11 protein-coding genes are annotated in these 13,661 nt (G+C 45.3%); 1 reads left to right on the plus strand and 10 read right to left on the minus strand.

Annotated elements, in window-relative coordinates; all coding sequences use genetic code 11:
* The first annotated feature begins 149 nt into the window (after positions 1-149).
* Entirely contained in the window at positions 150-518 is a 369-nt protein-coding gene (locus C6P11_RS08700; RefSeq protein ID WP_245299854.1) for a nucleoside 2-deoxyribosyltransferase, read from the plus strand.
* A 39-nt stretch (positions 519-557) separates the two neighbouring features.
* Here C6P11_RS08700 and C6P11_RS08705 read toward each other — a convergent pair whose 3' ends face one another.
* The 10 genes from C6P11_RS08705 to rny all read right to left on the minus strand — a co-directional run bounded on the left by C6P11_RS08705 (position 558) and on the right by rny (position 13,468).
* Positions 558-1,283, minus strand: a complete 726-nt coding sequence (locus C6P11_RS08705; RefSeq protein ID WP_167849558.1) for an HIRAN domain-containing protein — start codon at positions 1,281-1,283, stop codon at positions 558-560.
* 358 nt (positions 1,284-1,641) lie between these two features.
* Positions 1,642-3,429, minus strand: a complete 1,788-nt coding sequence (locus C6P11_RS08710; RefSeq protein WP_135520386.1) for an FtsX-like permease family protein — start codon at positions 3,427-3,429, stop codon at positions 1,642-1,644.
* Between the two features lie 14 nt (positions 3,430-3,443).
* Positions 3,444-4,196 (minus strand): ABC transporter ATP-binding protein, encoded by a 753-nt coding sequence (locus tag C6P11_RS08715; protein ID WP_135520388.1) that lies wholly within the window; start codon positions 4,194-4,196, stop codon positions 3,444-3,446.
* Between the two features lie 142 nt (positions 4,197-4,338).
* Entirely contained in the window at positions 4,339-4,932 is a 594-nt protein-coding gene (locus tag C6P11_RS11455) for a PTS sugar transporter subunit IIC (RefSeq protein WP_348628400.1), read from the minus strand.
* Complete coding sequence (locus C6P11_RS11460; RefSeq protein WP_348628399.1) at positions 4,932-5,375, minus strand: PTS sugar transporter subunit IIC; 444 nt, start codon at positions 5,373-5,375, stop codon at positions 4,932-4,934. Before C6P11_RS11460 ends, C6P11_RS11455 begins: the two co-directional genes overlap by 1 nt.
* A gap of 14 nt (positions 5,376-5,389) precedes the next feature.
* Positions 5,390-6,592 carry an aminotransferase class I/II-fold pyridoxal phosphate-dependent enzyme gene (locus C6P11_RS08725; protein ID WP_135520390.1) on the minus strand — a complete coding sequence of 401 codons (1,203 nt, stop codon included), beginning with the start codon at positions 6,590-6,592 and terminating at the stop codon, positions 5,390-5,392.
* 500 nt (positions 6,593-7,092) lie between these two features.
* Complete coding sequence (locus tag C6P11_RS08730) at positions 7,093-7,455, minus strand: DUF1304 domain-containing protein (protein WP_135520392.1); 363 nt, start codon at positions 7,453-7,455, stop codon at positions 7,093-7,095.
* 115 nt (positions 7,456-7,570) lie between these two features.
* The gene (gene ascB / locus C6P11_RS08735) at positions 7,571-9,001 is read right to left on the minus strand and encodes a 6-phospho-beta-glucosidase (RefSeq protein WP_135520394.1); all 1,431 of its coding nucleotides are present in this window, start codon (positions 8,999-9,001) and stop codon (positions 7,571-7,573) included.
* 35 nt (positions 9,002-9,036) lie between these two features.
* Positions 9,037-10,965: a PTS cellobiose/arbutin/salicin transporter subunit IIBC gene (ascF, locus tag C6P11_RS08740; RefSeq protein ID WP_135520396.1), complete on the minus strand. Its 1,929-nt coding sequence runs from the start codon at positions 10,963-10,965 to the stop codon at positions 9,037-9,039.
* A gap of 940 nt (positions 10,966-11,905) precedes the next feature.
* A complete protein-coding gene (gene rny, locus C6P11_RS08745; protein ID WP_135520398.1) occupies positions 11,906-13,468 on the minus strand; it encodes a ribonuclease Y in 1,563 nt (520 codons plus the stop codon).
* Between the last annotated feature and the right edge of the window lie 193 nt (positions 13,469-13,661).

Here is a 13,661-nt window from a genome sequence, read left to right on the forward strand (position 1 = left end):
CCTTGGTTGTGCATCTCGACAAGAGACTGCTTAAATTCTGGTGAATATCGAATCATATAAAAAATGCTCCTCTGCTATTAGTTTACAGGGCAGAGAAAAATCTGTCCGTAAATCTAGCATAAGAGCACCCTACGATTAACGATATCTATGTGCCATTGTTGAACCAATACGGTGGCCAAGTTATCGAAGCAGATGGTGATTTTGAGCCTGACTTCGAATGGGGAACGATGACGTACAAGGCTGACATCACGGCAATGAACAACGCTGATTTGATTGTTGCATTCATCGACGCTGCCGACCCTGATTCAGGTACAGCCTTCGAAATCGGCTACATGACGGCTTCAAACAAGCCTGCCATCTTGGTAACGGTTGGTGATCGTAACGTGCACCCAGTTAACTTGATGTTGTCATACGGTGCCGTTTCAAACGTTGATTTGGAAACTGAAGGCTTTGAAGCTTTGGAAAAGTTCGACTTCACTAACATCGCAATGAAGAAGTGGGTTGGATCAATCTTGTAAGAACACGAAAAAACCAGAGGACACACAATCCTCTGGTTTTTACTTTGCCAACGCAACTGACACCCAAACTTTTTCGTCATCAATGTCTGGTTTCACTTGCGCCTGCAGTTTGACGCCACCATCCATCAAGCACGCCAAAATTTTGTTGTTATTCTTAGGCAAGTACCCTAGCTTTATGCCTTTATACAAAACTAAAATGGCATTTTCATCATGCGCATTCGTTGGCTCACGAACCAAGTCAACTTGCGGCGTTGCATCATCCACAATGCCGTCTTCGACTAGGCCATCGTAAATCGACCGTTCTTTGTAAGTGAGATATGCATAGCCAACCACAGGTAGCGTACGTAAATGAACTACGTCTTCATAGATAACCTCGATTGGCTTGTAGATAATATTGCCTAGCTCAATATCAAATCCTGCCAACCACTTTTTAAAGTGGGCATACCCTTCTTGTTCTTCGCTACCGCGCATGTTTTTGCTCTTGTCACCGTCGTGAATCATCACGCGCCACCAAGTCTCAGCCTCAAATGCCCACGGCACTGAATGCCACTCAGCAACATTGGCCGGCAAATACACGTAGTTAATAAAATCTAGATACTGTTCTGTGGTCAAAACCACTGTACGCTCACTGTTTGGCCCAACGAATCGTAGTACACCTTCGCCAAGCACCGTTCTGAACAAACTAATTGTCGTCTCAGACCCATACTCATTGAAGGTAATGTCGATTCCTTGAATCGTCGAATTAATTTCTGTCTCAAGTCTCATATCAGCACCCCCGAATACTGCTATTTTCGCAATCATACCATGGAACGGCGGATTGCTGTAGTTCTTTGCTTGCGACGAAAAATCAGGTTATACTGAGTCTGTCAGGCACATCCTAACCGGGTGTCCGACACTACGAATAAACTAGTTACCCGTGATCACTTTCCAGAGTTAATGCACGGGTTTTAGTTTACACAAATTTTTGCACAGAAAAAGGCGACTACCTTGCGCGTTTAGGTAGCCGCCTTTTAGGTGTCGTAGATGTCTCAATAAAATGTTTTTATTGTCATTTACTCCACAGCATTTTGAATACTTATATTATACCTTATCCACCGTCAAAAAAACATGAACATTTTTAGAACTAGGCCTTAATCAAGCGACGGTAAATCACAACCGTCAAGAAATAATATGCTAAGTACAAGACCAAAATGCCGATTAGTGATGGCACGAAGCCAACATATGGATCACTCAAGATTGCCTTGAACATATTCAAACCAAATACAACATCAAGCAGTCCAATGATTAATGGAATAAAGAACAAGGTTCCCAAGTCCTTCGCAACCGTCATCGTCACTTGACGTTCGCTTGTTCCAATCATCGTTAGAATACGGTAACGACGCTTATCATCAGCAACATCAGACAACACCTTGAACATCAAAGTTGATGCCAACATTGCTAAGAAACCAATTCCCAAGAAAATTCCCATAAACTCAAAGCCGCCAAAGTAACTCTTTGCCAATGCATAGAAACCGTATGATCCTGACAACTTTTGTACCGTTGAATCCAAAGCCTTTGCTTCACGTTCAGCATTCTTGACCAAGACCGTTTCGTTCTCGTGCAAGTCAGCGACCTTCACCAGTTCAGCTGACTTAACCGTACCCTTTTCTGCCAACTCATCCGCGTTCGCAAGGACCACAGCCTTTGAATCAAATTGCACACCGTTAATTTGGTTTGCCAAGCCAATCAACGTATCCGTCGTCGTGTCTGGGTTTTGAATCATCTCATCCCCAGACATCCACTTAACCTTTGGCGTGCTGTTAGGTATACCGTCATAAATCATTGTTGGAATGTGATGTGCATTAATCTCATCCCCATCAAAGTAAACAACCTTATCAGCACCCTTAACGTAGTGATAAGTTGCTTGCCACTTGATGTTCTTCAAGTCCTTCACGTCAGCGTTCGTTGTATAAGCTGCCGTGTAAGGCTGGCTAGATTGTGCTTGCTCTGGCAATGCACGGTAGAAGCCTTGTCCAACTGACATCGCTCCAAGTGCCAAACCGAAGATGACTGACAACACCGTCAACAAGCGTTGGTAATCAGGCAAGCGGAACATCAATTGACCATTCAAGAATGAACGCAATCCGCGACTGTTAAAACGTGAACCACGCAAGGCATACGTCAACATCTTCAATGAACGACTCACAAAGAAGAACGTTCCCAAAACATTGATAATCAAAATCAAGATGAACCCTGTGATACCCATGCTCAAGACATTTGGCATCATGGCATAACCACCAATCAACAAGGCCAAACCAATCAAACCAAGTAGCGGATCCAAAATCTTGCGACGCTTTGGTTGCTTAACTTGCTTGTCAGCCGTTAACAACGTCAACGTATCTTGGCGACTCAAACGAGCACTGTTGTACAAGCCGTTCAAGAAGAACAAGACCACAAAGAATGCCAAGGTTACCAAGATGGCTTGTAATGAGAAGCCCGTCCAGTGAGCTAGTTGCAAGCCCAACAAATCCATCAAGAATTGGCCACTGAATGACGTCAAAGCGATTCCAGCAACAATTCCAATTACCGTTGAGATAACGCCCAATGCAAGTGTTTCTTGCATCAACATCATCCCGATTTGCTTACGCTTCGCCCCGAGCATTGACATCAAGCCGTATTCAGCCTGACGCAAACGCAACAAGAAGCCGTTGGCAAAATTCAAATAGACAAATGTAATCAACCCTAGTAAGACTTCACCAATCGTAAAGACCAGGACGATAATCGCAGTCGTTGAGTTAGCTAGCAAGAATTCCTTGTTCAACGCAATTGCACTAAACATGTAGAAGATTGCTGCTGACACCATTAGGCCGACAAATAGTACGAGACAGTCACGCCACTTTGAGCGGAGTGACTTCATTGCAATAGAAAACATGGTCGTCCGCCCCCTTATTCAAAGTTACCTAGTTCAGACAACACGTAGTTATAGAAGTCTTCGCGTGAACGATCATCGCGCGTCAACGTCTTCGTGATTTGTCCATCAGTCAAGAATAGAATGCGTGATGCAAATGACGCTGAGAACGGATCGTGCGTTACCATCACGATTGAAATATCACGTTCGTCATTAATCTTTGTTAGGTAGTTCATCATTTCGCGGGCATTTTCAGAATCAAGCGCTCCGGTTGGCTCGTCTCCAAAAATCAAGGCTGGCTCGTGCACCAAGGCACGGGCTGCTCCAACACGTTGTTGTTGTCCACCTGACAACTCAGCTGGGTACTTGTTCAAGTACTCGCTGATGTGAAGCAAATCGGCCACCTTTTGAACCGCTGCCTTGATTTGGGCAGGCTTCGTCTTTTGCAAAGTGAGTGGCAACGCAATGTTTTCGCTAACCTTCAAACTTTCAATCAAGTTATAGCTTTGGAAGATGAATCCCATATCGCGACCACGGAAGTTTGCGATTTCATCATCTGTCATGTGCAAAATATCTTTGTTGTTAATCATGACTTCGCCAGTCGTTGGCTTCATCAACGTAGAAAGGACGTTCAACAGCGTCGACTTTCCTGATCCTGAAGGTCCCATGATGGCCACAAACTCCCCTTGTGGCACCGTAAGAGATAAATCCTTAAGGACGTGTTGGTCTACCCCAGCTGCACTGGTATAAGTCTTGTTCAACTTGTTTGCAATCAATACCGGTTCTGTCATGTTCTTAATCCCCAATCTCATGTTTCATTCATGTTACAAACAATACTATACAACGTACAATATAAGATGTCAAAACAATATGTCCATTTCAATAATTTTCTCCAGTAAAAAAGACGTCGATTGCTCGACGCCTCCGTGACTTTTAAACTTCAGGCAACTTCAATTCTTCTGCCTTAATCAATTGTGTTTTTTGGATAAAGATTAACTTCATTAAGAAGGCAGCTGCTAGTGGTACCACGACGAAGGCAACCAACACGCGGACCACCAAGGCACTACCAGTAGACTCTGTCATCGCCGTCCAAGGTCCGATGAAGCCAGCCATACCGAAGCCGGCTGAGAAGGCTGTTCCTTCAACCATCATCAATGAGGCAACCCCACCTGAGATAGCTGCAGCAATCACGACTGGCAAGAATAACTTTGGTCGTGACAACAAGTTCGCCATTTGAATCTTAGGTGATCCCATAAAGTGCGCGATTGTGGCACCCCATGAGTTAACTGATGCACCCATAATCGCCAACGTCAAACCAGCTGCGACGATACCAGCGTTAGCAGCACCCGAACCGATACCCACCAAACCGATGGCCGTTGCGATACCAACTGAAGACATTGGTGACACAATCAACAAAGCAAAGATGACACCGAGCAAGATTCCCATCACCAATGGCGCAGCGGCTGTCGCTGAGGCAACAACTTGACCAACGGCTGCTTGGACAGCAACTATCCCTGGCAACGTCATCAAACCGATACCACCAGCAACAAAACAACCAAGACAATTAACGGCTCAAATACGACACACAATTGGCCAAGCACCTTGGTTGCACCCATCGCAACCAAACCTGCCACCGCCGTTGTTAGCATCACGTTCAAGATAACCCCTGAACCAGCCAACGTGAAGGCACCATCCTTAAATGTCGTTACGCCTGAGCCAGCCAACGTGGCCAAAGCCATTGATGCCGTCTCCATCATGCCCAACTTCAACATCGTTCCTACGGCAAACGCGGCAATCAACGGCAACGCACTTTGCGCCAACGTAACCATCATCGCCAATGATGTGACCACCCCATTTTGGGGCATAGCACCCAACAATTGATTCACCAACGCAGCTGGTACCAAGGCAACCATAATTGCCAATGCATTACCGTTCAAAACAGCAAGCATGTATTGTTTCACATTATTCATAAGTATCCCCATCCTTATTCACTGACTTCTTGCACTTGTTGCATGTAATTTTGAATACGCGCCATCGCTTCTTGTAGTTGCGCGTCGCTCGTTGCATAGCTCAAACGAATATAGCCTTCCCCACCAGGGCCAAAGACAGAACCTGGAATTACCGCGACCGCTGCGCTTTCAGCCAAGGCCAACGCAAATTCACGATCATTTGTGTTATGCGCGGCTGGAATACCAGCGTAGACATAAAAGGCACCATCTGGCGTCATGACGTTAAAGCCGGCGCGACGCATTTGGGCAACCACGTAATCACGACGCTTACGATAAGCTGACTTCATTTCCAACGTTGCACGACGGCCAGCTTCGGTTCCCAACGCCACCGTTGCAGCGGCCATCGCTGGGTTAGATGGTGTCGCCACCGTCATTTGGTGTACCATGCCTACCGTATGCATCAATTCCGCTGGACCGGCAATAAAGCCGATTCGGTAACCCGTCATCGCGTGTGACTTTGACACCCCGTTCAACACCAACGTTTGTTCTGGCAAGTACGTGGCAATTGAGCGGTGCTCACTGTCATAAGCCAACTCTGAATAAATTTCATCAGCAATCACAATGATGTCAGTGTCAGCCAACACGGCAGCCAACTCTAGCAATTGCTTAGATGAGTAGGCCACCCCAGTTGGGTTACCAGGGTAATTTAGAATAATTGCCTTAATCGCATCACCGTGTTCGGCAATCGCACCTGACAACATCTCCGGCGTCAAAACGAAGTCCGTAGCACTTGTATCCAAGTGAACTGGCTCACCACCATTCATCAATGTGATGGGATCGTATAGCGGGAACGTTGGCGTTGGAATAAAGACCTTATCACCTGGGTTCAAGACAGCCGTCAAAGAAGCGTAGATAGCTTCCGTTGCCCCAACCGTCACGGCAATTTCTGTCATCGCATCGTATTGCAAATCGTAACGATCTGACAAGAAATGTGCTGCAGCTTGGCGAACGGCCACTGTTCCATTACCTGGTGCATAGTGTGAATCGTTGTTAGCAATACTATCAATCGCTGCTTGCTTCACAACTTCAGGTGTATCAAAATCAGGCTCCCCCAACGTCAACTTGATGATGTTAGGGATTTGACTAACTTGCATATCAAATGCACGAATTTCATTAGGTTGAATCTTCTTCAAATCTTGATTCAAGCGATTTGCTAGTGTTGCTTTCATGTGTGGCATAACCGAACTCCTTAAAATAAAAAACTGGGCGATTTCATTTCGAAACCACCCAGTAACCTCATAACCTATTGTTGTCCTAACAATTCAGGTTGTGTATTTGGTCCTGGGAAGTTTACCGCTATCCGAGAACCATGCAAAAATGCTTTTGGTTTGATTCGGATAGCTATCCAAAAAACCAAAAGTAATATGAGTTTGCAACTGTTGTCTTTGCATTGATCATCATTTTTGCTTCCCCTTACTTGTTATTGTTTATTATTCTAATCTTTTTCTAATCTAAGCCAATGAAGAATTTAATTTAAGATGTGAAGGGTTTGTGAAGATGACACTAACCGCTCACTCCTTTTCCAACTGCACTAAAAAACGCGCCGTATATCTACGGCGCGTTGTACAACTGGTTGTACAAGATAGTCATTAGCGTAACTACCACGGGGAATAACTATAGTATATAGACCCCCTTTTTATTTTGCTAATAATATGTCTTGAAACCAGGATTTAATTTTTTAGATGTTCAATGCCAAGGCAATCAAAGCCAATAATGCTGGCAAACCTTGTACAAAGATAATTTTGCGTGCTGCCGTCAAACTACCGTAAACAGCCACAATCACAATGTAAGCCATCTCCAACTTCAACATGATGTCTTGCGCTGATCCGTGAATGACAACCAACGTCAACAAAATCAACACACCAAACATTCCGTTGTAAATTCCTTGGTTACCCAACAATGAGCGTACTTCAGGCATCTTTGTGATGTTTTCGTCTAGTTCAAATGTCTCAGCTTGCTTTGCCGGCTTGCCAAACATTTCCAATCCCATAATGTATAAGGCCTCAAGTGCGACCAGTACCGTCAAAATCGTTCCTACCATCGTATATATCTCCCATTAAATCTATTCCACAAATCTCACTAGTTCATTAGTCTACCATGTTGGCAGGTAAATGAAAAGCGCAGTGCCCCATATGTGAGACACTGCGTTCAATTTATTAAAGATTTACACCGTTAGATGCGATAACTTGGTTGTACCAGTCGGATGACTTCTTCTTTGAGCGGTTAAACGTTCCTGATCCATCGTTGTTCTTGTCAACGTAAATCATACCGTAACGCTTCGTCATTTGACCCGTTGAAGCAGCAACCAAGTCGATAACACCCCAGGCGATGAAGCCCATTAGTGGCACACCATCAGAGATTCCGTCGGCCATCGCCTTGATGTGATCGCGGAAGTAGTCGATACGGTAATCATCGTTGATTGAACCGTCAGCTTCAACCACGTCTTCCGCACCCAACCCGTTTTCAACCAAGAACAATGGCTTTTGGTAGCGGTCGTACAATTGGTTCATCGTAATACGCAATCCAAGTGGGTCGATTACCCAACCCCACTTGCTTGTTGGCAAGTATGGGTTCTTGGCTGACTTAACCACGTTTCCTTCGTTTGCCACCAACTCATCCAAGTTGTGGGCTGACGTACGTGATGCGTAGTAACTGAATGACACGAAATCAACCGTGTTCTTCAAGATTTCTTCGTCACCCTCAGCCATTTCGATAGCGTCAACACCCTTAGACTTCAACAAGCTCTTCATGTATGAAGGGTAGTAACCACGTGCTTGTACGTCAATGAAGAACGTGTTGTCGTGATCATCAAGCATTGATTGCCAAACATCTTCTGGCTTACTTGTGTATGGGTAGAAGCTTCCGCCGGCAATCATGCAGCCAACTTGTGCTTCAGGCAACATTTCGTGAATCATCTTAACTGTCAACGCACTAGCAACCAACACGTGGTGGGCAGCTTGGTACGTTACTTGCTTTTGGTTTTCACCCTCTTGGAAGGCCAAACCAGCACCAGAGAATGGGCTGTGCAAGATGATGTTAATTTCGTTAAACGTGATCCAGTACTTAACCAAGTCACCGAACTCTTCAAAACATGTCTTGGCATAACGCGTGAAGAACGTAATCATGTCGCGGCTGCGCCATGAACCGTAACCTTCTACCAAGCCCATTGGCACGTCGAAGTGAGCCAACGTTACCAAGACTTCCATCCCGTGCTCACGGCAAGTTTCGAACAATGAACGGTAGTATGCAATTCCTTCAGCATTAGGTGTCGTTTCGTCACCATTTGGGTACAAACGGCTCCATGAAATTGATGTACGGAAGACCTTCAATCCCATTTCGGCCAACATCGCAATGTCGTCCTTGTAGCGGTGGTAAAAATCGATACCTGTGTGGCTTGGGTAGTAAAGCGTGTCATCCAATTCAGGATGTGCCACTTGTCCCAACTTTACCGGCATACGCTTTTCGCCGATTGGCAACATGTCGATGTTACTTGTGCCACGGCCACCTTCGTGCCAAGCACCTTCAGTTTGGTTGGCTGCAATTGCGCCACCCCACAAAAAGTTTTCTGGAAATACATTCTTAGTCATTTAACCGGTTCCCCTTAATTCTCTTAATCTCTCGTTTATGCCAATGATGCGTCAGCTGCAACAGCCGTTTGTGCATCGTCTTCCTTCTCGTGGTGGAAGACTTCCATGACATGATCCTTGAATGAAACGTTACCAGGCTCTACTGGCGTAACGCCCTTAAATTCGTCTGTGTTCGTAATAACAACAACCCTCGTCGTAGGCAAACCGGCAGCCTTGATGGCGTCCAAGTCAGCATGCAACAATTCAGTTCCAACTTCAACGCGGTCACCAGCAGCAACCAATGCTTCGAATGGCTCACCGTTTAGTGAAACCGTGTCCAAACCAACGTGAATCAAAACTTCCATACCGTGATCATCAGTCAAACCGATCGCATGCTTCGTTGGGAAGACCGTCGTAACCGTTCCAGCAATTGGTGAAACAACCTTACCGTCAACTGGCTCGATTGCCATACCCTTACCTAGCAAGCCCTTTGAGAAGACTTCATCAGCAACATCGTGCAAGCCCATAACGGCACCCTTCATTGGGGCCATCACCTTAACGCTAGCTGGCGTAACCATATCAGCTTCATCATCCTCAACTGGGATATCTTCGAAGCCAAGAATCAACGTCAATGCGAATGACACAACAACTGAGATTGCCATAACTGCTGCAATCCACAAAATGCTCGTTGGGTTGTCCTTATCAATAAATTGAACTGACGTGAACAAACCAGGTGCAGCCATTGAGTGTGATGCCAAGCCGGCCAAACCAGCCACGGCACCTGCGATAAATCCAGTAATAACTGAAGCAATCATTGGTCGCTTCAAACGAATTGCCACACCGTACAAGGCTGGCTCAGTGATATCAGCAATCAAAGCTGATGAAGCAGCTGCCAAGGCAGTTTGACGCAATTCGCGGTTCTTCGTCTTAAAGGCAACGGCAAATGAGACACCACCAAGTGACATGTTGGCACCGATTTCAGAAGGCATAACCATGGCTTCTGAACCAGTCTCGGCAATCGTCGTCACAATCGTTGGCGTGAACACACGGTGCATTCCCGTCATAACCAACAAAGGCCAGATAGCACCAACAATCGCAACAGCCAACCAACCTAGCTTACCGTGGATACCGTAAACAACAGCTGAGATACCGTTACCTAGCCAAACACCAGCAGGTCCGACGATTGAGATTGCGATAACCGCACCAACCAACAAGATCAACATTGGCTTCAAGAAGTTCTTCGTTACAAGTGGCGTGATGCGATCAACACCAGCTTCGATGTAACGTAGCAACCATGACATAACAATGGCTGGAATAATCGTGTACGTGTACTTAACTGACGTGATTGGCAACATTGCCAACGTTACGGCTTGCCCTTCAGCAGCCTTAGCCATCAAGTCCATGAACACTGGGTGCACCATCAAACCTGCAATGGCAACAGCCAAGTACGTGTTCGTACCAAACTTCTTTGATGCTGAAACAGCAACCAAGATTGGCAAGAAGAAGAATGCCGCATCACCAATCGTGTTCAACAAAACGTACGTTGAGTTCGTTTCACCAACAACACCAGTCATTAGCAACAACATTGCCAACAACTTAACCATTGACCCACCGATGATGGCTGGAATCAAAGGCGTCATTGTTCCGATAATGGCATCCAAAATCGTCATACCGACGCGCTTCAACGTCCACTTTTGCTTTGGTTGTTCGCTGGCGTCGACCGTAGCCCCACCATCAACACCAAGTGCCAAAATTTCCTTGTAAGCAGCAGCCACGTTGTTACCAATAATGAATTGGTATTGACCACCTTGCTTAACCAATCCCATAACACCTGGGATGTTCTTTACAGTTTCATCACTAGCCTTTGCTTCATCTTTCAAAATAAAGCGCAAACGTGTCATGCAGTGCGTCAGATTAGTAACGTTTCCTACGCCGCCGACAGCATCAACCACGCTGCTAGCAAGCTTCTTAAAATCTTGAGCCATTAGCTTTCACCTCAAATATATCCTTAAACATCTTTATTACTTAATTAATGTTAGCGTTTACATTCAGTCAAAATTTGGGCTAAATATGACCAAAATATGAAACCGCTTACTATTGACTAGTACTTATTTCTGTGCTTTCAGTGAACTTGCAGAATTGTGTTATGTAACTGTCATGAAAAGGTTGGTAGTGGTTTGTGTCGACGCGTTGCGTCGAGGCATGGAATTTGGTTGGGGTAGCGGTGCTCCGTCCTACAATATAAGCTGGTGGCAACGGAGTCCCATTCTCCCTAAGCCTCAGCGTATTTCCGCGCCTGTCGGCTTGAAATCCACTGCTGCTAAGTGATAATTGGTGCTCCTGTCCTTGCTTTGTCACCGGCTAATATCGCAGTATCTCCGCACCACCACCCCAACCAAATACCATACCAGCAGCCAAGATGTACTATTCTTTCCGAGATCAACATCCACCGCAAACCAACCAAACGACAAAAATAAAAGCCATACTGCGTATCCGCAATATGGCTTTAGGTTATGGTTGACGACCCACAAAATATTTTTGATTGTGAAAGCGTTGATGTTGATAAAGAGTCGTCGCATCACCCTCTTGCTGCTCGAATTTTCTGGAAAGAAATTATATCGTTCTAGTGTTTTCTGAAGGAGAAGAGTTTTCAGCTAGTTTTAGATATTGAACTATGTTTTCAAGCAGCAAGAGTGAGATATGACGGCGTGATACCAACTAGGGCCCCATCCCTTCTACGCTTTTAATTAATGTCTACCAAATGTTACGTTCCCCCGTGTCTTTAACACATTTATTATTGTAAGCGGTTTCAAATCAAATGTAAACCCTTTCATTAACTTTTATTTTTAAATATCTATCAAAATTTCTAAAAACCCAGTCTAAACAAAAACAGCGAACCGCCGAGGCAGTTCGCTGTTTTCGTTATTATTTCGCATATTCCACTGAACGTGATTCGCGGATAACCGTGACCTTAATGTGGCCTGGGTAATCCAAATCGTGTTCAATTTGGTTCTTGATGTCGCGGGCCAAAACAGTTGCTTCCAAATCAGAAACAGCAGCTGGCTCAACGATAACACGAACCTCACGACCCGCTTGGATCGCGAATGACTTTTCAACACCACTGAAGTCATTGGCAATGGCTTCAAGTTGTTGTAGTCGTTGAACGTAGTTTTCAAGTGACTCTGAACGCGCTCCTGGTCGTGCAGCTGAAATTGAATCAGCGGCTGCAACCAAGACGGCGATAACAGACTCAGCTTCCACGTCACCGTGGTGTGAGGCAATGGCATTAATCACAACTGGACGTTCCTTGTACTTCTTGGCCAATTCTGCACCAAGTTCTACGTGAGAACCGTCAACTTCATGATCGATTGCCTTACCAATATCGTGTAATAATCCTGCGCGCTTGGCAAGCGTAACGTCTTCACCTAACTCAGCAGCCAACATGCCTGTTAGTTTAGCGACTTCAATTGAGTGTACGAGCACGTTTTGTCCATAACTCGTACGGTAGTTCATGCGACCGATTGTCTTAATCAAGTCAGGGTGCATGTTGTGAATGCCCAAATCAAAGATTGTTTGTTCACCAACTTCACGGATGTACTCATCCATTTCCTTACGGGCCTTTTCAACCATCTCTTCAATGCGAGCTGGGTGAATGCGACCGTCGGCAATCAACTTCTCCAAAGCATTCTTCGCAATTTCACGACGAACCGGATCAAATCCACTCAATACGACTGCTTCTGGCGTATCATCGATAATCAAATCAATACCAGTAACCGTCTCGATGGCACGAATGTTTCGACCTTCACGACCGATAATTCGTCCCTTCATGTCATCGTTAGGCAACGTCACAACTGATACCGTTGTTTCGGCAACCATGTCTGCAGCAGAACGTTGGATGGCGCTAACCACCAAGTTCTTAGCCCGCTTTTCAGCTTCGGCTGCAGCTTGCTCTTCGCTTTCCTTAATCATAACGGCACGTTCAGAAACCAAAGCTTCCTTTGTCTCTGACAAGATTTGCTCACGAGCGTCTTCACGACTCAAGCCTGCAATCTCGACCAACTTCGCTTCGCGTTCTGTAATTAATTCTTCAGCACGCTTTTGCTTATCGTTGACACTTTGTCGTTGGTGATCAAGTTTCGTTTCCTTTTCCGAAATGACTTCTTCACGCTTTTGCAATGAAGCATCCTTTCGGTCCAATACAGATTCACGACTTACCAGACGCTCTTCTTGTGACTTCACTCCCGCACGGCGGTCTTGTAGTTCACGTTCAATGCGTTCTTGGTAACGTTGGCTTTCATCTAGCGCTTCGACGATGGCAGTCTTTTTCATCTGCTCAGCATCGTTAGCGGCTTGAATCGTAATATCTGATGCGGTTTGGCGTGCAATGGTTAGCGAGTGATTAATGCGAGTCTTCGCAACTTGATAACCAATCGCAACGCCAATTACGATTGCGACAAGCGACAGCAGGATGATCATTGCAATGTTCATCTTGTATCTCCTGTCTATAGAGTTGACTTTCATGTCAAATCAATAGTGTTTTTTTGCGCTTTATTAACACATGTTTCATTTTAGGCTTTTCCACAACATAAGTCAATTTATAGCGGAATTGCTGTAGGTTACAAAAAGCCCGTCATATCAACCTTTCGGGGACATGACGCGCCATATGTTTCACGTTGTAATC

The sequence above is a fragment of the Weissella confusa genome (assembly GCF_004766315.1).
In the GTDB taxonomy this organism is placed as follows: Bacteria; Bacillota; Bacilli; order Lactobacillales; family Lactobacillaceae; genus Weissella; species Weissella confusa_A.